At 70.4% G+C, this 20,764-nt stretch carries 17 protein-coding genes; 9 read left to right on the top strand and 8 right to left on the bottom strand.

Annotated features, from left to right (window positions below):
* The first annotated feature begins 55 nt into the window (after positions 1 to 55).
* The 3 genes from RCH12_RS07165 to RCH12_RS07155 all read left to right on the top strand — a co-directional run bounded on the left by RCH12_RS07165 (position 56) and on the right by RCH12_RS07155 (position 4,887).
* Entirely contained in the window at positions 56 to 1,387 is a 1,332-nt protein-coding gene (locus RCH12_RS07165; protein ID WP_103429574.1) for an ABC transporter substrate-binding protein, read from the top strand.
* 165 nt (positions 1,388 to 1,552) lie between these two features.
* Positions 1,553 to 3,652 carry an alpha-galactosidase gene (locus RCH12_RS07160; RefSeq protein ID WP_327016478.1) on the top strand — a complete coding sequence of 700 codons (2,100 nt, stop codon included), beginning with the start codon at positions 1,553 to 1,555 and terminating at the stop codon, positions 3,650 to 3,652.
* 113 nt (positions 3,653 to 3,765) lie between these two features.
* Positions 3,766 to 4,887, top strand: a complete 1,122-nt coding sequence (locus RCH12_RS07155) for an NmrA family NAD(P)-binding protein (protein WP_327016477.1) — start codon at positions 3,766 to 3,768, stop codon at positions 4,885 to 4,887.
* Between the two features lie 19 nt (positions 4,888 to 4,906).
* Here RCH12_RS07155 and RCH12_RS07150 read toward each other — a convergent pair whose 3' ends face one another.
* The 3 genes from RCH12_RS07150 to RCH12_RS07140 all read right to left on the bottom strand — a co-directional run bounded on the left by RCH12_RS07150 (position 4,907) and on the right by RCH12_RS07140 (position 7,688).
* Complete coding sequence (locus tag RCH12_RS07150; protein WP_327016476.1) at positions 4,907 to 5,572, bottom strand: PepSY domain-containing protein; 666 nt, start codon at positions 5,570 to 5,572, stop codon at positions 4,907 to 4,909.
* Between the two features lie 111 nt (positions 5,573 to 5,683).
* Positions 5,684 to 7,018, bottom strand: coding sequence for a sensor histidine kinase (locus RCH12_RS07145; protein WP_327016475.1), 1,335 nt, complete (start codon positions 7,016 to 7,018; stop codon positions 5,684 to 5,686).
* Positions 7,011 to 7,688, bottom strand: coding sequence for a response regulator transcription factor (locus RCH12_RS07140; RefSeq protein WP_327016474.1), 678 nt, complete (start codon positions 7,686 to 7,688; stop codon positions 7,011 to 7,013). Before RCH12_RS07140 ends, RCH12_RS07145 begins: the two co-directional genes overlap by 8 nt.
* Positions 7,689 to 7,987: 299 nt before the next feature.
* Here RCH12_RS07140 and RCH12_RS07135 point away from each other — a divergent pair, with 299 nt between their 5' ends.
* Positions 7,988 to 8,911 (top strand): ABC transporter ATP-binding protein, encoded by a 924-nt coding sequence (locus RCH12_RS07135; protein ID WP_243399040.1) that lies wholly within the window; start codon positions 7,988 to 7,990, stop codon positions 8,909 to 8,911.
* A 1-nt stretch (position 8,912) separates the two neighbouring features.
* Positions 8,913 to 10,154, top strand: coding sequence for an ABC transporter permease (locus tag RCH12_RS07130; protein WP_327016473.1), 1,242 nt, complete (start codon positions 8,913 to 8,915; stop codon positions 10,152 to 10,154).
* 18 nt (positions 10,155 to 10,172) lie between these two features.
* Here RCH12_RS07130 and pdxR read toward each other — a convergent pair whose 3' ends face one another.
* On the bottom strand, positions 10,173 to 11,594 hold the full coding sequence (gene pdxR / locus RCH12_RS07125; protein WP_327016472.1) for a MocR-like pyridoxine biosynthesis transcription factor PdxR: 1,422 nt from the start codon (positions 11,592 to 11,594) through the stop codon (positions 10,173 to 10,175).
* Positions 11,595 to 11,705: 111 nt separating this feature from the next.
* On the opposite strand from pdxR, the gene RCH12_RS07120 reads away from it, so the two are divergent.
* Both RCH12_RS07120 and arsM read left to right on the top strand, forming a co-directional pair.
* Positions 11,706 to 12,557 (top strand): pyridoxamine 5'-phosphate oxidase family protein, encoded by an 852-nt coding sequence (locus RCH12_RS07120; protein WP_327016471.1) that lies wholly within the window; start codon positions 11,706 to 11,708, stop codon positions 12,555 to 12,557.
* Positions 12,558 to 12,783: 226 nt separating this feature from the next.
* Complete coding sequence (arsM, locus tag RCH12_RS07115; protein ID WP_327016470.1) at positions 12,784 to 13,545, top strand: arsenite methyltransferase; 762 nt, start codon at positions 12,784 to 12,786, stop codon at positions 13,543 to 13,545.
* A 147-nt stretch (positions 13,546 to 13,692) separates the two neighbouring features.
* Here the strand turns inward: arsM and RCH12_RS07110 are convergent, their stop codons facing one another.
* Together RCH12_RS07110 and RCH12_RS07105 are read right to left on the bottom strand one after the other, a co-directional pair.
* Complete coding sequence (locus tag RCH12_RS07110; protein WP_103430145.1) at positions 13,693 to 14,481, bottom strand: alpha/beta fold hydrolase; 789 nt, start codon at positions 14,479 to 14,481, stop codon at positions 13,693 to 13,695.
* 156 nt (positions 14,482 to 14,637) lie between these two features.
* Positions 14,638 to 15,846, bottom strand: a complete 1,209-nt coding sequence (locus RCH12_RS07105; RefSeq protein ID WP_327016469.1) for an MFS transporter — start codon at positions 15,844 to 15,846, stop codon at positions 14,638 to 14,640.
* A 400-nt stretch (positions 15,847 to 16,246) separates the two neighbouring features.
* On the opposite strand from RCH12_RS07105, the gene RCH12_RS07100 reads away from it, so the two are divergent.
* Positions 16,247 to 17,047 carry a nuclease-related domain-containing protein gene (locus RCH12_RS07100; RefSeq protein ID WP_327016468.1) on the top strand — a complete coding sequence of 267 codons (801 nt, stop codon included), beginning with the start codon at positions 16,247 to 16,249 and terminating at the stop codon, positions 17,045 to 17,047.
* 92 nt (positions 17,048 to 17,139) lie between these two features.
* Here the strand turns inward: RCH12_RS07100 and RCH12_RS07095 are convergent, their stop codons facing one another.
* The gene (locus RCH12_RS07095) at positions 17,140 to 17,607 is read right to left on the bottom strand and encodes a ribosomal maturation YjgA family protein (protein WP_327016467.1); all 468 of its coding nucleotides are present in this window, start codon (positions 17,605 to 17,607) and stop codon (positions 17,140 to 17,142) included.
* A 139-nt stretch (positions 17,608 to 17,746) separates the two neighbouring features.
* Here RCH12_RS07095 and RCH12_RS07090 point away from each other — a divergent pair, with 139 nt between their 5' ends.
* A complete protein-coding gene (locus tag RCH12_RS07090) occupies positions 17,747 to 18,322 on the top strand; it encodes a dihydrofolate reductase family protein (protein WP_103430142.1) in 576 nt (191 codons plus the stop codon).
* A gap of 87 nt (positions 18,323 to 18,409) precedes the next feature.
* Here the strand turns inward: RCH12_RS07090 and RCH12_RS07085 are convergent, their stop codons facing one another.
* Complete coding sequence (locus RCH12_RS07085) at positions 18,410 to 20,701, bottom strand: putative bifunctional diguanylate cyclase/phosphodiesterase (RefSeq protein ID WP_327016466.1); 2,292 nt, start codon at positions 20,699 to 20,701, stop codon at positions 18,410 to 18,412.
* Between the last annotated feature and the right edge of the window lie 63 nt (positions 20,702 to 20,764).

The raw sequence follows: 20,764 nt of genomic DNA, 5'->3' as shown, positions 1-20,764 counted from the left end.
ACCCGTGTCACCCTGCACCACTCCTTTTCAGCGAACACCCCAACAAAGGAAAACAATGCGAATCACCAAGAGAGCGGCCACCGTTGCCCTGCTCACCGCAGCCACGGTCGCCATGACCGGCTGCTCCGCCGCCGGCACCTCCAGCGACAGCGCCGACGCTGCTGCCTGCGAGCCCGCCGAGGGCAAGGTCGATCTGACCTTCACGTCCTGGATCCCCGGCATCGAAGAGGTCGTCGACGTCTGGAACGAGGCCAACCCCGACATCCAGGTGGCCGTGCAGACCGGCCCGAACGGCAACGGCGGCACCTACGCCAACTTCTTCAACCAGCTCGAGGCCGGCAATGCGCCCGACCTCGGCCAGATCGAATACGACGCACTGCCCAACTTCCGCGTGCAGGACGGCCTGGTCAACCTCGCATCCTGCGACGGTGTGATGGACGCCAAGGCCGACTTCGTCGACTGGACCTGGGGCCAGGTCAGCTTCAACGAAGAGGACGCCGTCTACGCCATCCCGCAGGACTCCGGCCCGATGGCCATGTTCTACCGGGCCGACCTCTTCGAGGCCAACGGCATCGCGATCCCCACCACCTGGGAAGAGTACGCCACCGCCGCCGAGCAGGTGCGGGCCACCGGCGCGTACATCACCAACTTCTCGCAGAGCGACATCAACCAGTTCGCCGGGCTCGTCTGGCAGGCCGGCGGAACCTGGTTCGGCAACGACGGCGAGAACTGGAACGTCGACCTCACCGGCGACGAGTCGATCAAGGTGGCCGACTACTGGCAGGACCTGATCGACCGGGACCTCGTCTCGACGCAGCCGCCGTGGACCACCGAGTGGGACAACGCCTACAACACCGGCGCGGCCTGGACCTGGAACTCCGCAGCCTGGGGTGCGAACTCCATCGCCAGCGGTGCGCCCGACACCGCCGGCAAGTGGGCCGTGGCCCAGTCCCCGCAGTGGGAAGCCGGCGATGAGGCCAGCGGCAACTGGGGTGGCTCGTCCACCGCAGTGTTCACCGGCTCCGAGCACCCGTACGAAGCCGCGCAGTTCGCCCTGTGGCTGAACAGCTCGAGCGAGTCGCTGACCATGCTCAACGAGGCAGCCAACCTGTACCCGGCCGCCAAGGCCGGCCTGGACCTGCCCGTGCTCAAGGAAGGCGTGGAGTTCTACGGCAACCAGCCCATCTACGACGAGTTCGCCGCCGCCTCCGGCCAGGTGTCGAGTGACTTCGTCTGGGGTCCGACCATGACCCAGACGTACAACGACGTCTCGGATGGCTTCAAGGCAGCCGTCAGCGGCAACGGCACCCTCGCCGAGGCCCTGACCACCGGCCAGAGCGCCACCATCGACGCGCTCAAGGCGCAGTCGATTCCCGTCAAGGAGTAGCTGACCCGCTTTGCCCGTCACCCCGTACCGCCCGGTGCCTTGTCGCGCCGGGCGGTACGGTCGTGTGTGACGCGTGCGGATGCCTCGGCGTCGTGCCGACGCCGTCCGCAGGTCCGCGTGCGATGTGCTCAAACTCCTCTTTCATCCAACGAAGAAAGCAGTGTCATGATCCACCACCTCCGTGCCGCGGGCACCAGCCTTGTTCTCGACGCGTCCGGCAGCGGCACGCCGGTGATCGTGCACTGGGGCGCCGACCTCGGCGAGCTGTCACCGGCCGACCTCGCCGCGCTGGCCGCCGTGAGTGTGCCGCCCGTCGGCCCGAGTTCCCTCGACGTGCCGCTCCGCCTCAGCCTGCTGCCCGCCCTCGCCGAGGGCTGGAGCGGCCGGCCCGCGCTCGGCGGGTTCCGCACCGGCACGGGCACCCTCGACCCGGCGCTGGTCCTGGTGGCGGTGCATGAGGATGGCGACAACACGCTGGTCATCGAGCTGGCGGATGCGGAGACATCCGTCACCGTCTCGACCGAGCTCGAACTCACCGCCCAGGGTGTGCTCCGCCTACGGCACACCCTCACCAACACCGGCGAGGGCACGCTCGAGCTCGCCGGCCTCGACGCGATCCTGCCGGTGCCCGACCGGGCCGCCGAGCTGCTCGACTTCACCGGGCTGTGGAGCCACGAACGCCGGCCGCAGCGCAGCACCCTCGGCCAGGGCGTCTGGAGCCGGGAGTCCCGGCACGGCCGGCCCGGCCACGATGACTCCTACCTCACCGTGGCCGGCACCCCCGGCTTCGGCTTCCGCCGCGGCGAGGTGTGGGCGGTGCACCTGGCGTACAGCGGCGACAAGCTGGTCTGGGCCGAACGCAGCACGCTCGGCTACGCCGCCCTCGGCGCGGGCGAACTGCTCGCGCCCGGCGAGCTGAGCCTGGCCGAGGGAGCGAGCTACACCAGCCCGTGGACCGTGGCGGTGTACTCCGACGCGGGCCTGGACGGCCTCAGCGCCCGGCTGCACCCGTGGATCCGCTCCTGGTCGACCATCACCGGCCCGCGCCCGGTGCTGCTGAACACCTGGGAGGCCGTGTACTTCGACCACGATCTGCCCACCCTCAGCCGCCTCGTCGACGCCGCCGCGAAGGTCGGCGTGGAACGGTTCGTACTCGACGACGGCTGGTTCTCCGGCCGTACCGACGACCAGCGCGCCCTCGGCGACTGGTTCGTCGACGCCGCCAAGTGGCCCGAGGGCCTGCACCCGCTGATCGAGCGGGTGCACGCGGCCGGCCTGGACTTCGGCCTCTGGGTGGAGCCGGAGATGGTCAACCCCGACTCCGACCTGGCCCGGGCGCACCCGGACTGGCTGCTCGGCTCGGCATCCGCCCCCACCTGGCGCGGCCAGCGGGTACTCGACCTGGCCAACCCGGATGCCTTCGCCTGGTTGCTCGAGCGCCTCTCCGCGCTGCTGACCGAATATCCCATCGCGTACCTCAAGTGGGACCACAACCGGGACCTGCTCGGCGGCTCGGTGCACCGGCAGACCGCCGCGCTGTACCGGCTGATCGACGCCGTGCGCGCCGCGCAGCCGGGCCTGGAGATCGAGTCCTGCGCGTCCGGCGGCGGACGCATCGACCTGGGCATCCTCGAACGGGTGGACCGGGTCTGGACCAGCGACACCAACGACCCGCTGGAACGCCAGCAGATCCAGCGCTACACGAGCGTGCTGGTGCCGCCGGAATACCTCGGCGGCCACCTCGGCGCCGCCACCGCACACACCACCGGGCGCACCTCGGCGCTGGGCTTCCGGCTGGCCACGGCTCTGTTCGGCAGCGCCGGCATCGAGTGGGACCTCACCCAGGCATCCGCCGTCGAGCTCGACCAGATCGCGGCCTGGATCGCGATATACAAGGAGCACCGGGCGCTGCTGCACAGCGGCAACGTTGTGCACGCCGACGGGTCGGACCCGGCGATCGAACTGCACGGCGTGGTGGCCGCGGATGGCTCCGCCGCCGTGTTCGCGCAGGTCGCGTTGGCCGCGCCCCGCACCGCGCTACCCGCCCCGATCCGGTTCCCCGGCTTGGACCCCGCCCGGCGCTACCGGGTGCGACCGTTGCTCGTGGGCCCGGTGCCGCGCACCGTGCAGACCGTGCCGCCGGCCTGGCAGGCTGCCGACGCGGGGGAGCTGGTGCTCACCGGCGCCGTGCTCGCCGAGGTGGGCCTGTCCGCCCCGCTCCTCACCCCCGAGCAGGCGGCCCTGTTCACCCTCGACGCGGTCTGACTCAGCCCGGAGGATCCGCGAAAGCGGCCGCGTGGTCGCTTCGCGGGGGTCGTGGCAGCCACACGCCCGCTTTCGCGGAGGATGTGGGGCTGGGCGGCACTAACGTAAGGGGCATGACCGAGCAGACCTCGTCGCCGCGGCGCACAGTGCTGACGGGCGGGATCCTGGTCACCGGGGCCTCCGGCACCGTGGGGCGGGCCGTCGTGGATGCCCTGGCCGAGGCGGGCGAAACCGTGATTGCCGGCATGCGGGACCCCCGCGCGTGGATCGCCGAGGGCGCCCGGCGCGCCAGCGGCACCGCGGCCGGCCAGCAGCCCGCCGGGCCCGGCACAGCACGTCCCGCCGGCAAACCGCTGCGGGCACCGAATCAGAAGCCGTCCCGCAACCCGGCGCACAAGCCGGGTGGCCATGGCGCCTCCGCATCGCCCGGCCGAATGATCGGCCGGCCCGGCGCGGGAGCCGCGGCCGGCGCGGGCCGGCCCGCCGCCGCAACCGGCACAACCGGCGGCGGGGCCACCGTGCGCGCCTTCGACTTCGCCGACCGCAGCACCTGGGCGCGCGCCCTGGCCGGCGTCGACAGGGTGTTCCTGCTCGTGCCGCCCACGATCGGCAACGTGGGGCGCACCCTCATCCCGTTCATCGACCAGGCGATGGAGGAGAGCGGGGTGCGGCAGATCGTGTTCCTGTCGGCGCCCGGTGTGCGGTTCGACACGCGGTCGCCGCATCACGTGGTGGAGCAGTACCTCAAGCGCACCCGCACGCCGCACACCATCCTGCGGCCGAACGTGCTGATGCAGACCCTGTCCACCCTGTACCGCGACGACATCCGTCTGCGGAGTGAGATCGTGCTGCCGGCGGGCGGGGCCAGGGTTGCGTTCGTCGACGCGGCCGACGTGGGCCGGTGCGCCGCTCGGGTGCTCACCGAACCCGGTCACCTGGGCAAGTCCTACTCTCTGGCGGGGGAGGAGTCCCTGAGCTTCCCGCAGGTGGCGGAAAGTCTCACCGGGGTGCTCGGCCGGCCCATCCGGTACACCGCCACGACCGAGGCCGAATTCGCCGAGCTGGCGGCGAAACAGGGGGTGACCGGCCCGGACATCGCCGCGCAGGCGAGGTGGTACCGGGCGGCGCGCCGGCGGCTGACCGCGCTGCCGAATCGCGGCATCCGCCGGCTCACCGGTCGGCCGGCGACCACGATGCGTGGTTTCCTCGAGGAGCACCGCCAGACCTGGCTCTGAGCCCCCAGGACCGCCGGGGCTATGCGGTCGGCGCGCCGTCGACCTTGAGCACCGCGAAGGCCGCATCGAGTTCGACGTCGACGTCCTGACCGTTCTCGAGGGTGATCTCGACCTCGTAGGCGTGGTCGAAGTCGTCACTGCGCTCGACCTCGGTGACGGTGCCGACGGTGCCGGCGGGCAGGGTGGCCAGCGCCGCGGCCGAGGCGGCGTCGCGGTCGGCGTCGGTGAGCGGGGTCACGGTGGTCGAGTCGTCGGTGCCGGTGTCGTCAGCGACCGAGTCATCGCTACCGGTGTCGTCGCTGCGGCCGTCGTCGTCACCGTCGCCGGAGCCGGAGCCGCTTCCCGATCCGCTGCCGGTTCCCGGCACCGAGGTGGTGCCATCCGCGGGCAGGCCGTCGACCCAGAGCACGGCGAACTTCTCATCCAGCGCCACGTCGACGTCGGTCCCGTCGGCGAGGGTCACCTCCACCTCGTAGGCGTGCGCGTCGTTGTCGTCGGCGGTCTCGGTGTCGGTGACCGTGCCGCTGCCCACGGCATCCAGCGCGGCGGCACTGGCCTTGTCGAGGGCGCTGCCGGTGAGCGGGCCGTCAGAATCGAACGGGTCAGCGATGGCCAGGCCGGCGCCGCCCACCACGAGAACGGCGGCAACGGCTGCACCGGTGATCCAGATGGTCTTCTTCTTCATGGTGTGTCCCTTGTTCGTGAGTGCCACGGCTGCCGTGGCTGATAGTCCCACTGTGCCAAGCCACCGCTGAAGCCAGGCTGAAGCCCGCTGAAGGCCGCTTCAGAAACGAGGTCAGGCCTCGGCTGCAGCGGGCAGGCGCACCTCGAACCGGGCGCCGCCCAGGGCGCTGTCGACGATGCGCACGGTGCCGCCGTGCGCCTGCACGCTCTCCCGCACGATGGCCAGACCCAGCCCGGTGCCGCCGGATGCCCGTGCCCGGGATTCGTCCAGCCGCACGAAGCGCTCGAACACGCGGTCGCGCTCGCCGGGCGGCACCCCGTGGCCGTCGTCCTCCACGGCCAGCAGCGCCTGCCCGTCGACCAGGCCGAGCGACAGGCTCACCCGCCCGGAAGCGTGTTGGGCGGCGTTGTCGACGAGGTTCCGCACCACCTGGCCGAGCAGGTTCTGGTCACCGTGCACCCGGGCCGCACCCACCCCGCTGCTGTCGACGCTGAGCGCCATGGTGTCGCGCAGCCGGCGGGCCTCGGCGAGCATCAGGTCGTCCAGATCCACGGCTGTTCCGGTCGCCGTGGCCCTCCGCTCGGACACCCGCGCCAGCAGCAGCATCCCCGCCACCAGCCGCTCCAGCCGGTCGCCCTCGTCGAGAACTGCCTCGGACAGATCGTCGAGGTTGACCCTGTCGGGATGCGCCTGGGCCACCTCGGCGTACTGGCGCAGCGACGCGAGCGGGGAGCGGAGCTCGTGCGAGGCATCCGAGACGAACTGCCGTTGGGCGCGCTGGGAGGTGTCGAGCCTGTCGAGCATGCTGTTCATGGTGTGCGCGAGCCGGCCGATCTCGTCGTCGCGGCCGGGGTCGTTGATGCGGCGCTCGAGGTTGGTGGCGGTGACAGTGTCGACCTCCCGGCGCATCCGCTCGACAGGGGCCAGCGCCCGGCCCACCACGATCCAGGTGAGCAAGGCCACAATCCCGGTCAGCAGCGGCACGGCTCCGGCCAGCAGCACGCCGACCGTGGCGACGGCCTCGTCGACGTTCTCCAGAGAGCGGCCGGCGACGACGGTGGTGTCGTCGTGTTCCTCGGCCACGACCAGGTAGTCGGTGTCCTCGTCTGGCACCCGGATGGTCTGCGCGTCGTCGTCGCCGTCGACGCCCAGCTGCCGGCCCTCGAGCGCCTCGCTGGCGGCAAGGAGAGCGCCGGAGCCGTCGGTGATCTGGAAGAGCACGTCATCATCGTCGGCATCGAGGCCGCTCAGACCGCTGCCGGTGTCGAGCTCGGTCTCGATCTGCTCGAGGTCGCGTTCCACGGCCGTGTGCAACTCGTCCAGCAGCACACCGCGCAGCACCAGCGCGAACACGACCGCGCCGCCGACCAGCGTTGCGGCAACGATCGCGGTGGACACCAGGGTGATCCGACCGCGCAACGACCGGCTGCGGGTCCGCTCAGCCACCGTTGGCCGCCAACCGGTAGCCGGCACCGCGCAGGGTCTCGATCGCGGCCCGGTCGAACGGCCGGTCCACCTTGTTGCGCAGGTGCCGCACGTACACCTCCACGATGTTCGGGTCACCCTCGAAGTCGAAGTCCCAGACGTTGTCGAGCACGTCACGCTTGCTCACGACGCTGCCCCGGTTGCGCATCAGGTATTCGAGCACCGCGAATTCCCGGGCGGTGACGTCAACGGATGCGTCGCCCCGGCTGACCCGGCGGGTGGCGGGGTCGAGGTGCAGGTCGCCGGCGCGCAGCACGGTGGGCCTGGCGGTGGTGCCGCGGCGGATCAGGGCGCGCATCCGGGCCAGCAGCACGGCGGAGGAGAACGGTTTGGTGAGGTAGTCGTCGGCGCCGGTGTCGAGCGCCTCGACCTGGTCCCACTCGCCGTCCTTGGCGGTGAGCATCAGGATCGGGGTCCAGTTCTGCTCGGCCCGCAGGGTCTCGCAGACCCTGTAGCCGCTCTGGCCCGGCAGCATGATGTCGAGCAGGATGACCGCGTACTCGTTCTCGCGGGCCAGCCAGAGCCCGTCCGGACCGGTGCCGGCGATGTCGACCGCGAACCCCTCGGCCTCGAGGCCGCGCTTGAGCCCGGTCGCGAGCCGCACCTCGTCCTCCACCACCAGCACGCGCATCCGGCCCCCTCGTCAGTAGGTCGGCCGTACGGCCGCCGCTGCCAGTCTGGCCGATGCCGCTGAAGGCAAGCTGAAACTGCTGTGGCCGGCCCGGATGCTGCTGGATCGTCGGTCCTGGGCGGTTCGTTCGCGGACTTCCCGCCTTCGTTGCGGAGACGAAGGCGGGAAGTCCGCAAATGAGTGGGCGCCGTGACGGGGGTGTGTCCCGCCGGTCGGCCTGTTCTCACGACTCGGTAAAAATCTGCTGGTCAAGGCGGGGTTATCTGCGGAGGAGCCCAGCCCGGCGCTAGGGTGTTGGCATGACGTCTGCAGCAGAGTCTCTGGTTCACATCGACCATTTCCGGATGGATTTCGCCGGCACCACGGTCATCGAGGACCTTTCCTTCGATGTGCAGCGCGGCGAGACGTTCGGGTTCCTCGGGTCCAACGGTTCCGGCAAGACCACCACGCTGCGGGCGCTGCTGGGCATCTACCTCCCGACCGACGGCATCCTGCATATCGATGGGCGCCCGTTCACGCCGGAGTCCGGCATCCGGCTGGGCTATCTCCCGGAAGAACGCGGACTGTACAAAAAGGAATCCGTTCTCGCCGTGATGACGTACTTCGGCCAGCTCAAGGGTCTGAGCAAGAAGGCCGCGGTGGCCTGGTCCACGAACTATCTCGAGAGGGTGGGGCTGGCGGATAAGGCGAAGGTTCGGGTGGACAAGCTCTCCGGCGGCCAGCAGCAGAAGGTTCAGCTCGGTGTCACGATCATGAACGACCCGGAGCTGCTGATCCTGGATGAGCCCACGAAGGGGTTCGACCCGGTGAACCGGCGACTGCTGATGGACATCATCGAGGACCAGAAGAAGGCCGGTGCCACGGTGCTGATGGTCACCCACCAGATGGAGGAAGTCGAGCGGCTGTGCGACCGGGTGATCCTGTTGAAGGGCGGCCGGGCGGAGGCCTACGGCACGATCCCAGAGGTACAGAACCAGTACGGCGGCACGATGATCCGGGTCGGCTACTCCGGCGAGATACCCGCATCTGGGCACTACGAGATCAGCCTCCGCGACCGCAACTACGCCGAACTCACCCTCATCGGCACCGTCGACGAGGCCCTGATCTTGCGCGACCTGGTCGATGCCGGTGTTCTGATCCGGAGCTTCACCACGAGCAAGCTCTCGCTCGAGGAGATCTTCGTCAGCGTCTATGGCGACCAGAACGAAATGGCAGGTGCCTGAGATGGGTCAGCACAATCTCCGCACGGTCATCGGGTTCGAAGTGGGCCGCACCCTGGGCAAGAAGAAGTTCTGGGTCATCACCCTGCTGGTGCCGATCGCGATCGGCATCGTGGTGGGCCTGGTGACCCTGGGCAACACGTCGTCGATGAGCAACATCGATGCCCAGTCGGACGCGAAGCTCACCTTCACCTACAGCGACGCATCCGGTTATGTCGACCCGACCGTGGCGGCAGCCTTGGGCGGTACGCCGGTCACGGATGACGCATCCGCGATCGCCGACGTGAAGGCGGGGGAGGAGGACGCCCATTTTGTGTACCCGGCGGACCCGGCCACGACCCCGACCCAGGTCTACGGAATCGACAAGGGCCTGTTCGGCAACGGCGAGTATGAGGGTGTGGCGATCCAGGTGCTGATCACCAGCGCCCAGGACCAGATCGGGGATCCGGCGCTGACAACGATGGCGCAGGGCGACGTGTCGGTGACCTCCACCACCTACACAGGCGGGGAGGAAGCGGCCGGGTTCATGGGCGTGATCCCGCCGCTGATCTTCCTGGCGATGTTCTTCCTGACCTTCACCCTGCTCTCCAACCAGATGCTCACCAGCACCCTGGAAGAAAAGGAGAACCGGGTCACGGAGATGATCCTCACCACCCTGAACCCCACCGCCCTGATCAGCGGGAAGATCATCTCGGTCTTCATCGTCGGTTTCGTGCAGGTGCTGGTGTTCCTCGTGCCGGTGGCGGTCGGTTACCTGTTCTTCCGGACCTCGTTGAACCTGCCGGAGGTGGATCTCGCCAGTTTCACCTTTGATCCCGGCCAGATGATCGTCGGCGCGCTGCTGGCCCTGGGCGGGTTCGCCCTGTTCACGGGCACCGCCGTCGCGATCGGGGCGGTGATGCCCAACGCGAAGGATGCCGGCGGCTGGTTCACCGCGCTGATCATCCTGATGATCGTGCCGCTCTACTCGGTATCGCTGGTGCTCTCGGACCCGCACAGCGCCGTCGTGCAGGTGTTCACCTACTTCCCCTATTCGGCGCCGATCACCGCGATGCTCCGCAACGCCTTCGGCTCCCTCGCGGGCTGGGAAGCGGCCATCGTCATCACGGAGCTGTTCCTCCTCAGCGCCGTCGTGCTGCAGCTCGCCGTTCGGCTGTTTCGGTACGGGTCCATCGAGTACACGAACAGGGTGTCGTTCAAGACCGTGTTTGCCGGGCGCTCGGCCAGGAGCCTCGCCCGGGGCTGAGTTCATCGTCGCCGCACATCAACTCGCGGTCGGCGCGGTGAGGAGCCCCACGAGCACGTCCAGCGCGTTCCCGAGCTCGAGATCCGTCGGGGCACCGTAGCCGAGCACCAGGCCGTGCTGCCCTCGGGCCAGAACCGCGTAGTCGGCCAGCGACGCGACCCGCACCCCGCGCGCGGCGGCCTGCGTGACGAGAGCGGATGCATCCGCCCGGGTGTGCACCACCACATGCAGTCCGCCGTCGAGGCCGGTCAGCCGCACGCCGGGCAGCGCGCCGAGCCTGCCGATCACCAGGGCGCGGCGGTGGGCGTACTCGCGGCGCACCCGGGTGACGTTGCGGGCCAGGCCGCCGCTGTCGAGGTAGCGGGCGAGGGCCGCCTGCTGCACCCCGGAGACCGACGGGCCGAGGTCGTCCCGCACCTCGCGCAGCGCCGCACCGAGGGGTCCGGTGGCCACGAGGTAGCCGCAGCGGATCCACGGGGTGACGGTTTTGGAGAAGCTGCCGACCAGCGCGACTCGGCCCGACCCGTCGAGGGTGGCGAGGGCGGGCAGCGGCATCGCGTCGAAGCGGAACTCGCTGTCGTAGTCGTCTTCGATGATCACGGCATCCGTGGCCCGCGCCCAGTCGAGCAGATCGAGGCGACCCTGTACCGTGAGGCTGCTGCCCAGGGGGTACTGGTGGCTCGGGGTCACCAGCACCGCGTGCGGCGCCGGGGCGAGGGCAGCGAGCTCGGCCAGGTTGATGCCGTTCTCGTCGGTGTGCACCGGCCGGATGAGGGAGCCCACCCGGCGCAGCACCCGCCGGGCGGTGGGGTAGCCCGGGTCCTCGACGGCGATGTGCGGGGTGAACCTGGGAGCGTCGGCCGGGGTGGCGAGTGCGAGTCCGATGCCGGCCAGGGCGTCGCTGGTGCCGGCCGTGACCATCACGTCATCCGGCTGGCAGGCCAGGCCCCGGGTTCGCCGCACGTGCTCGGCGATCGCGGTGCGCAGCTCGAGGGTGCCGTTCGCCGGCGGTGAGTCACAGCGGCCGGACGCCGACACGGCGGCCCGCCAGGCGGCGGTCCAGGCCGGGTCGACGAGGGTGCGGGTCGACGGATGCCCGGGGGCCAGGTCGATGATCGGCCGCTCGCTGGGTAGGCCGGTCGGTGGGGTCGCCGGTGGTTGCGGCGTCGGGGTCCCGACTGGGGGTCGCTCGACCATCACCCGGGTCGCCGAGCCGGGTCGGGCCACCAGGTAGCCCTCGCCGGCGAGCTGGTCGTACGCGGCGACGACGGTGCCGCGCGACACCCGCACGGAGGCGGCGAGGGCGCGGGTCGAGGGTAAGGCCTCATCGTGGCGCAGCGTTCCGTCAAGAATGGCCCGCCGGAGGGCCGTGGCCAGCTGCGCCGCGAGGGGGAGCGTGGCACCGCGGTCGAGCAGGATCGGCAGCTCATGTGCGTTCATGATCGGTCCTCGTTCGGGTGGTGCTCCGGGGCGCCGCGGCGCCAACTGGTCTACTCGTCGGCGCTAGAGGTGGCTCTGTCGTTGATCCACTATGTCCCCGATCCTAGTAGCATGCCCCACACCAGCCAGCCCCACGAAGACCCGAAAACCGACGCGTCGCCTGCCGGCCTCGCCGCCGTCGCGCTGCCGGCAGCCCGGCCCGCCACCACGTTGCCGGCGCCAGACGTGCCCTCGGCGGACTTGCCCATCACCGACCGCACCCGCGTCACCCGTTCCCCCGATCGCCAGCGCACCGACCGCGCCGAGCTGTACCGCATCCTGGACGACGCCCTGGTCGCCCACGTGGCGATCGTGCGCGACGGACTGCCGCTGGTGCTGCCGATGGGCTTCGGCCGCGGCGGCGATGCCATCTACCTGCACGGCTCCACCGGCAGCGGGATCTTCCGAATGATGGCATCCGGCAGCCCGATCTCGGTCACCGTGACCCACCTCGACGGCCTCGTGTACGCCCGGTCCCTGTTCGACAGCTCGATGAACTACCGCAGTGCCGTGGTGTTCGGCACGGCCACGATCGTGGCCGACCCGGCCGAGAAGGCCGAGGCGATGCGCATCGTCTCCGACCACCTGATGCCCGGCCGCACGGCCGAGGTGCGCCCGATGACAAAACGCGAACTGGCCGCCACGCTCGTGCTGCGCCTGCCGCTGGACGAGGTCAGTGTGAAGGTGCGCGCGCACGGTGCTTCCGAGGAGCCCGACGACGGCGAGGACCGCGCCGTCTGGGCCGGCGTGCTGCCGCTGCGGCTGACCGCCCTGGCGCCGGAGACCTCACCGCTCACCGCACCGGGCACGCCGGTCTCGGCCGCGGCGACCGCGTACGCCGCCCGCATTGCTGGCGCGGCGGATGCCGCTGCCGCTGCCGCTGCCGCCCGAGCCGAGCCGGCCGTGGCTGCTCCGATGCCATAGTCGGTGTGCGGCGCCGGCGGCGCGCATCCGCCCCAACTGTGCCCCGTGCGGACAATTGTTACCGGCGCACCGGGCGCAAATGTCCGCATCGGCAACAGTTGCGCGGCGGGGTCAGCGGGCGCCCGTGCTCGGGCCGCTGCGGCGCGGTCGGATTGACGCGCGTCGCTCGTCCCTCCATACTGGCTATATCGACATCCGTCTATATCAATCAGGGCTGGGACCACGTATGACCGAGAAGACCGCGACCGAGAAGTCCGCCATCACCGAGCAGGTGCGAGAGCGTTACGCTGCGCAGGCCCTGCAGGTCACCGATGTGAGCAGCGCTTCCTGCTGCGGCACGCCGCTGGAGACCAGTGCCGTGTTCGGCTCGGTGCTGTACACCGGCGCGGAGTCCAGCGAGGTGCCGGACGAGGCGATGCTGGCCAGCATCGGCTGCGGCAACCCGACCGCGGTGGCCGACCTGCGCGAAGGCGAGACGGTGCTCGACCTCGGCTCCGGCGGCGGCATCGACGTGCTGCTCTCCGCCCGCCGGGTGGGCCCCACCGGGTTCGCCTACGGCCTCGACATGACCGACGAGATGCTGGCCCTGGCCCGCGCGAACGCCGCCAAGGCCGGCGCCACGAACGTCGAGTTCCTCAAGGGTTTCATCGAAGAGATTCCGCTGGCGGATGCGGCGGTGAACGTGATCATCTCCAATTGCGTGATCAACCTCTCGGCCGACAAGGACTCCGTCGTGCGCGAGATGTTCCGGGTGCTCACTCCCGGCGGCCGGCTCGGGCTCTCCGATGTGGTCGCCGAGAACCAGCTCAGCGAGAGCGAACGCATCGAGCGCGGCTCCTACGCGGGGTGCATCGCCGGGGCGCTGTCCGACGCGGAGTACCGTGTGTCGCTGGCGGCGGCGGGCTTCACCGACATCAGCGTGGACTTCACCCACGAGGTGGCCCCGCAGATGCACGGCGCCATCATCAAGGCCGTCAAGCCCAGCTAGCCGGCTGGGGGGTCGCGCCCAGTCGTTGGTCGAGCTTGTCGAGACCTTGTGACGTGCGTGTGTGTCGTGATCGCGTCGACAGGGTGGGCTCGCGGGGTCTCGACATGCTCGACCGGCGGGATGGTCGCGTCCGCAAGCAGACGCGGCTCAGTCGGAGCCGGGCAGCCCCAGGAACTCGATCGCGGCATCCCGGAACGCCCGTGACGTGGGCGCATTGAAGTGGTTGCGGCCGGGGATCTCGAAGAACGCTGCGCGCGGGGTGGCCTCGGCCAGGGCGCGGGACGCCTCCAGGATGCGGTCCTCACTGCCGGTGGCGAAGAGCACCCGCTGCTCGGGCGCATTGGCCGCGTGCGGCTGGGGGCCGTCGCGCATCCCCTCGACGAGCGCGATCAGCGCTTCGAGGTCGTTGTCGCGGATGGCGCCGGCCATTTTCAGGTAGGCGGCGGTGAGTTCATCCGTCACCGGCACGCCGTCGCGCACCAGAGCCCGCGCCTGGTCGACCCGGAACCGGGTGAGCGGGTCGCCGTCGGGGATGCCGCCGAAGACGGCACGGTTGATGCGGGTGGGCATGAAGCGAGCGGCGTGCCAGCCGACGCGGGCGCCGAGCGAGTAGCCCACGTAGTCGACCTCGTCGAGCATGAAGGTGTCGAGCACGGTGAGGACATCGGTGACGAGCAGGTCCATCGAGTAGCCGTCGGCGGAGTGCGGTTTGTCGCTCTGCCCGTGGCCGCGCTGGTCGATCGCGATCACGTGGTAGCCCTCGCGCACCAGGTCGCGGATCCAGCCGGTGGCGTGGAAGTTCGCCAGTGCGCTGGAGGCGAAGCCGTGCACCGCGAGCACGGTGGGGGCATCGGGGTCGCCGAACTCGTAGGTGGCGATCTGCACGTTGTCGGGGGCGATGACGGTGCGGGCGGGAGGGGCTGGGGGAGTATGCATCGGTTCTATTCGACCACACGGCGGGGGGATGCGGCGCGCGCAGCAGGGCGTCGCCGGGCTGGGGCGGTCAGCCCGGTCGGGTGGATGCGCTGACTTGCCGCAAGAGGCCCTTTGGCGGGCGGGGAAGGGGCGCTTTGCGGCAACTCGAGGCGGGCGCTACAGGTGGTCGTGCTCGGCGTGCGCGCGGGGCACGACCGGCACCGCCAGCGCCGGGAACACCGCCGCCACCGCGAACGTCAGCGGGTAGCCGACCACCCCGATCAGGGCGCCCATCAGCGGCCCGACCAGTGACGCCGCGACGAACTGGCCGGTGTTCTGCACCCCGAGGGCCTTGCCGGACCAGCCAGGCCCGGCCATCTCCGCCACCGACGTGAACGCCAGCCCGTTCGGCGCCACGGTGCAGGTGGTCGCGAGCACGAACACCACGGCGGCGGCGCCCCAGTGTGCGGCATCCACCGCGGCCAGCACCAGCAGCACGCTCGCCACACTCACGGCCAGCCAGCGCAGCGGCCGTACCCGGCTGCCGACCCTGTCGCTGACCACGCCGATCACGATGCGACCGATCGCGCCCACGAACTGCGCGGCGCCCACCAGCACGCCGGCGGCGAGGGCATCCCAACCCTGGTCGCTGACCAGCCAGACCAACCCGAACGTCGAGATGGTGAACTGCGGCACCACCAGCAGCACGGATGCCGCGTGGATCCGCCAGAGGAATCCGCTGGACCGGTAGGGGTTGCCGGCTCGCACGGCCGGGGTGCCGGCGCGCGGGGCCGGCCGGGGCGGGTTGGCCAGGCCGATCGCGCACGCAACGGCCAGCACCGCGGTGAGCGCGAACGGCACGAACAGGGCAGCGCCCACCCCGGCATCCGCGGCGATCACCGGGATGGTCACGGCCGCGACCGTCACGCCGAGCGGCTGCGACATCTGGCGGATGCCCATGGCCAGGCCGCGCTTGTGCTTGGGGAACCAGCCCACCACGATCCGTCCGCTGGCGGAGTTGGTGCTCGCCGACGCCATGCCGCCCAGCAGCAGGAACACGCCCAGCGCGAGGTATCCGTCGGCGAGGATCGCGCCGCCGGCCGCGAGGGCGGTGAGGATCAGGCCGCCGGTGATGACCCATTTCTCGCCGATGCGGTCGGCCAGGGCGCCCCAGAGGATGAGGGTGAGCACCATGCCGAAGGTGGGGATCGCGGCGAGCAGCCCGGCCTGGGCCAGGGAGAGGCCCCGCTCGCTGTGCAGGAGGGGGATAAGGAACGCGGGGGCGCTGACGAAGACGGTGCCCGCCGTCTGTGCGGCCACGCCGAGGGCGAGCACGACCCAGGCGCGGGCGCTGATGGTCGGTGTCGCGGCGGTGGCGATGGCCATGGGGGGTCTCCTCGGTGTTCCTGCCATTTTGCCGGATGCCGCGCTCGCCGCTCGCCGCTGCACGGGCCCAACTGTTGCCGAACCGGACTTTTGCGCCCGGTGCGCCGGACGCAAATGTCCGCACGGGCAACAGTTGTGCGCGCCCGCGCGGGTTTGCCGCGCGGCGGGCCGGGCGCACGCGCATCCGCTGTGCGCCGCCACCCACAATGGGGGTGCCGCCGGGGCCTGTCGGGTCGCTAACCTCGAACCACCGAACGTGGTGGGTGCCCCGCCCGCACCGCTCCCTGGATGGTCTGCACGCCCCGAAGCGGCGCACATCCGAGTGGTGGTCCCGGCGCGACCGCCCGGCCCACCCGGTCTCCCTGGCGCAGCCGCGTCCGGGCGCGTCCAAAGGAGCAACGTGACCCTGCACCCACCCGCGATGCGCAACCGCATCGCTGCTCAGTTGGTCATCGAACACCTCCTGTCCCGCCAATCCGCGGTGCCACCGCGCACCAGGGTGGCCCGGCTGTTCGGCCAGTCGCCGCTTTGCCCCGAGAGCGTGAGCTGGTATCTCGGCGCGCAGGGCGAGATCACGGTCGGCAAGATGCTCGCCACCCTGCCCCCGGACTGGACCGCCTTCCACGCCGTGCCGATCGGCAAGAACGACACCGACATCGACCACATCCTGGTGGGCCCCGGCGGCATCTTCACCATCAACACCAAGCACCACTGCGGCAAACACATCTGGGTGGGCACCCGCACCGTCACCGTCTCCGGCCACAAGAAGGCCTACCTGCCCGCAGCCGAGCACGAGGCCGAGCGGGTCACCACGGTGCTGCGTGAGCGGATGCCGCTGGTCGCGCCGGTGCAACCGGTGATCGCTCTCGTCGACCCCAAGCAGATCACCTTCCGCGACAAACCCGTGCAGGTGAAGGTGCTCGATGCCCGCACCCTGCGCCGGTGGCTGCTCAAGCTGCAGCCGGTGCTCAGCGACGACGAGATCGCCGAGGCCGTGGTGATCCTGGACAGCCCGGCCACCTGGCGGCAGCATCCGACCCCGGCCCCGGCGGATGTGATGACACGTTTCGCGGCGCTCGACGGGCAGGTGCGTCGGGCCCGGGTTCGCCGGGTGTTCTGGGCCGCCACCGGAACGACGGCGCTGTGCGCGGGGTCGGTGGGCGGAGCGCTACTCGCGGCGCAGGCCCTGCTGGCCGGCTGAGGCGGCGCAAACCGCGAATTCGGCGACAGTCCGGCCAATAACGGATGGTCAGGTCGGCGTGAGTCCGCCTGCTAGCGGATGCTCGGCCGGCGTCAGTCCGGCTTCCGCCAGGTGCTCACGGCCGTGGCCGCCAGCACACCGATGACGTAGGCGACCAGGTCGAAAGAGTTGAACGTGGTGCCGAGCAGGTACCGCATCGGAGCGAAGAGCTCGGCGAGGCTGCTGGGCACGCCGGTGAGCTGCAGGAGCTCGACGGCCACGCAGATCAGGATCGCGACGATCGCCACCTGCCGGCTGGGCCGGCGCACCGCGACAATCGACACAACCAGGTACACCAGGACCGCGTAGAGCGCGTCGCCGACAAAATCGCCGACGATGCCCTCGGTCAGAAAGTGCACGACCAGACCGGTGGCCATGATCAAGCCGCCGATCGCGGCCAGCTTCAGCCGACGGTTGCGGAAGCCCAGGTTCCGGGCGCCCTGGGCGGCCTCGAAGTCGCCCATTGCCCGCGGGTGCTCGTCGTCCAGGAATTCCGGCTGCAGGTCACCCCCGTGCGACATGTGGTGCATCCGATCCATATGCTGACCGTACCGTGTGCCGAAGCGTCGACGAACTCAGGATGCGTTCGAATGGTTCGCGGGCGGACCGGTAGCCGCCACACCCCTCGCCTGTGTCGGCGGCCGCTGCTACCGTGCTGGCATGACCCCCACCTCTGAGCCGGGCGGCGCTGTCCCGCCCCTGATCGGCTGCGTGTTCGTGGGCACCAGCCTCGACGGCTTCATCGCCCGCGAGAACGGCGACTTCGACTGGCTCGTCGCCGCCGGCGACGCCCTGGGCGAGACCGGTTACGACGAGTTCTTCGCCAGCGTCGATGCCCTCGTCGTGGGCCGTGCCACCTTCGACACCGTGCGCGGCTTCGTCGACTGGCCCTATACCGGCAAGCGGGTGCTTGTGCTCAGCCGCACCCTGTTGCGCAGCTTCGACGCCGAAGACGAGCCGGACACCACCGCACACGCCACGCTCGATGATGTGATCGCCACCCTCGTCGCGGAGGGCCGCCGCCGGGTGTACGTCGACGGTGGCCGCACCATCCAGAGCTTTCTGCGCGCCGGGCTGATCCGCGAAATCACCATCACCCGCGCCCCGGTGCTGCTCGGCACGGGCATCCCGCTGTTCGGCCCGCTCGACGGCGACGTGCACCTGCGGCACGTGGGCACGCGCGAGCTCGGCGCGGGCTTCACCCAGTCCAGCTACGAGGTGCTGCCCAGCAGCTGACGGATGTTTCGTCGGCCTCGCGTTGGGCTGTCGGCTTGCCGGGTCTCGACACGCTCGACCAACGGGTGGGCGCGCCTTGAGGTTGGCTTACGGGGTCTCGACGTGAGCGACGGGCTCCACCAGCGGGGGAGTGCCGGTGCGGGCCAGCCACTCACGCAGCTCGGCCAGCGGCACCGCCGAGCAGTACAGGTGCCCCTGCACCGCGTCGGTGCCGATCTGCGCCAGCAGCTCCTGCTGGTCCAGCCGCTCCACACCCTCGGCGATGGTGTCGATGCCCAGCTTCGCGCTCATCTGCACGATGGCCTCCACCACCGTGCGGTCCACCGAGTTGCTCAGCGCACCGGAGACAAAACTCGCGTCGAGCTTGACCACCGAGATCGGCAGCGACCGCAGCGTCGCCAGGGACGAGTAGCCGGTGCCGAAGTCGTCGATGGCCACGCGGATGCCGTGGGCGGCGAGCGCCTTCAGCCGCTCCACCGCCGCGGTCGACTCCAGCACCACGGTCTCGGTGAGCTCGAGCACCAGACGTTGGGCGGGCAGCCCGCTGTCGGCCAGGCACCAGAGCACGGAGTCCACGAAGTGATCGCTCTCGAGCTCCCGCGCGGAGATGTTCACGTTCACCGTCATCCGCACGCCCGGCCGCACCTCCGGCCAGGTCACGGCATCCGTGCAGGAACGCCGGAGCACAAACGCGCCGATGCCCAGGATGGCGCCGGAGGTTTCGGCCAGCGGAATGAAGTCGCACGGCATCAGGAGGCCCCGCTCCGGATGCCGCCACCGCACGAGCGCCTCGGCCCCGGTGCAGTGCAGCCCGGGCAGGGACACGATCGGCTGGTAGTACACCTCGAGCTGGCCGCCGCCGGCGGCCCGGCCCAGCTGCCGTTCGAAGGACACCAGAGCGGACTCGCCCTGCAGGAGGCCCGGCCGGTACAGCTGGACCTGGCCCTTGCCGTGGGCCTTGGCGGCGTACATCGCCACGTCGGCCTGATGCACGAGCTCATCGAGGTTCGTGCCGGGGGTAGCGGTGGCGACCCCCACGCTCGCGCCCACCCGGCAGGGCCGCCCTTCCACGATGATGGGCGCGGCCAGTGACCCCACCATCCGCTGCGCGATCGCCTCGGCTGCGGCATCCGTGGTGCCGGTGAGTACCACCGCGAACTCGTCCCCGCCCAGCCGAGAGCAGATGTCCTGCGGTCGGGTGCACTGCCGCAGCCGCACGGCCACTTCGGTGAGAACCGCGTCGCCGGCGCGGTGCCCCAGGTGGTCGTTGACGTCCTTGAAGTCGTCAAGGTCGAGGAACAACACGTGCAGACCCTCGGTGGTGTCGGTGCGGGCGAGGAGGGCACCGAGCTGGGAGGTGAAGGAGAGCCGGTTGTCGAGTCCGGTGAGGGTGTCGTGCTGCGCCTGCTTGGTGAGCTGATGGTGCGAGCGGCTGTTGCGCAGCGCCAGGTTCACCTGGTTCACCAGGCTGCGCACTGACAGGATGGTGCCATCGGGAATGCGTTTCGGCGCGCCGACGAGCAGCCATGCGTCGTCCTCTTGTTCGGTGAGTGACACGCATTCCCAGAGCAACGGCAAGCCCGCCGCGTCGTCAAGCGGTCCGGTCCGCACGATTCGCGCCTCGCCCTTGGTTCCGATGCTCTGCAACACATCGCCGGGAAACGAAGCCGGCGGCGGCACGATGAAGTCGCCAGTGCGGTCGCCGACGAGCAACTGGTCCTCGTGGCGGACCACCTTGAGCACCCGCAACCCGGGGGTGGTGGCACCCAGCTCGCCGGCTGTGGTCCAAGACAGCAGACGGATCGCGTCGGCGTCGGTCATGCCGAGCAGCCTTGCACCGGTCTGGGTGAGTGCCTTGTCACGTTCGATGGCCCAGTCGTTGGCCTGCAGCACGGTGCGCAGCTGCTCCGCCACCACAATGACCAACAGCATGATCGAGACCGTGGCGGCCTGACGGGCCAGGTCCGGAACTGTGGCGTGGCCGGGCGTGAGCGGCCAGAGCAGCGTGAGGGTCAGCACCGCACCGGTGTAAAGCGCACCGCGAAATGCCGACCGCAACGGCGTGCTGTAGAGGGTGCGCAACCAGGCGGCGGCGAAGAAAAGCGGGGCCGCAGCCAAGGGCACCGGCCCGGCCAAGGCAAGCGCGGTCAGGGCCATGGCGTCGAGCACCTCGAGGACGAACGGCACCCGCGGCCGCATCAGGCTGTAGATCCAGGAGCCGAACAGGGCAACCGTGGATAGCACCGCGAGCAGCAGGTCTAACCGGCTTGCCGTGACGTTGGGGATGATACCCGGCAGGCTGAACACCAACGACAGCAGCGCGAGCCAGGTGAAAAGCCACCGAGTGCCCTCGAGCACGCCCGCGGGTCGGGTCAGCATGGCAGATCCGACCGAGGCCATCCTGTGACCGGCTCTGTTCAACGTGGATCGTTCCCCGACTGC

The organism is Cryobacterium sp. MP_3.1 (assembly GCF_035984795.1).
GTDB lineage: Bacteria > Actinomycetota > Actinomycetes > Actinomycetales > Microbacteriaceae > Cryobacterium > Cryobacterium zongtaii.
The sequence above is the reverse complement of the archived record's forward strand: the minus strand, read 5'-3'. Positions and strand labels throughout refer to the sequence as shown.

Bases quoted from the DNA above. Each gene is read 5' to 3' on its own strand.
- RCH12_RS07165 (WP_103429574.1), top strand. From the start codon at position 56: ATGCGAATCACCAAGAGAGCGGCCACCGTTGCCCTGCTCACCGCAGCC.
- RCH12_RS07160 (WP_327016478.1), top strand. From the start codon at position 1,553: ATGATCCACCACCTCCGTGCCGCGGGCACCAGCCTTGTTCTCGACGCG.
- RCH12_RS07155 (WP_327016477.1), top strand. From the start codon at position 3,766: ATGACCGAGCAGACCTCGTCGCCGCGGCGCACAGTGCTGACGGGCGGG.
- RCH12_RS07150 (WP_327016476.1), bottom strand. From the start codon at position 5,572: ATGAAGAAGAAGACCATCTGGATCACCGGTGCAGCCGTTGCCGCCGTT.
- RCH12_RS07140 (WP_327016474.1), bottom strand. From the start codon at position 7,688: ATGCGCGTGCTGGTGGTGGAGGACGAGGTGCGGCTCGCGACCGGGCTC.
- RCH12_RS07135 (WP_243399040.1), top strand. From the start codon at position 7,988: ATGACGTCTGCAGCAGAGTCTCTGGTTCACATCGACCATTTCCGGATG.
- RCH12_RS07130 (WP_327016473.1), top strand. From the start codon at position 8,913: ATGGGTCAGCACAATCTCCGCACGGTCATCGGGTTCGAAGTGGGCCGC.
- pdxR (WP_327016472.1), bottom strand. From the start codon at position 11,594: ATGAACGCACATGAGCTGCCGATCCTGCTCGACCGCGGTGCCACGCTC.
- RCH12_RS07120 (WP_327016471.1), top strand. From the start codon at position 11,706: ATGCCCCACACCAGCCAGCCCCACGAAGACCCGAAAACCGACGCGTCG.
- arsM (WP_327016470.1), top strand. From the start codon at position 12,784: ATGACCGAGAAGACCGCGACCGAGAAGTCCGCCATCACCGAGCAGGTG.
- RCH12_RS07110 (WP_103430145.1), bottom strand. From the start codon at position 14,481: ATGCATACTCCCCCAGCCCCTCCCGCCCGCACCGTCATCGCCCCCGAC.
- RCH12_RS07105 (WP_327016469.1), bottom strand. From the start codon at position 15,846: ATGGCCATCGCCACCGCCGCGACACCGACCATCAGCGCCCGCGCCTGG.
- RCH12_RS07095 (WP_327016467.1), bottom strand. From the start codon at position 17,607: ATGTCGCACGGGGGTGACCTGCAGCCGGAATTCCTGGACGACGAGCAC.
- RCH12_RS07090 (WP_103430142.1), top strand. From the start codon at position 17,747: ATGACCCCCACCTCTGAGCCGGGCGGCGCTGTCCCGCCCCTGATCGGC.
- RCH12_RS07085 (WP_327016466.1), bottom strand. From the start codon at position 20,701: ATGCTGACCCGACCCGCGGGCGTGCTCGAGGGCACTCGGTGGCTTTTC.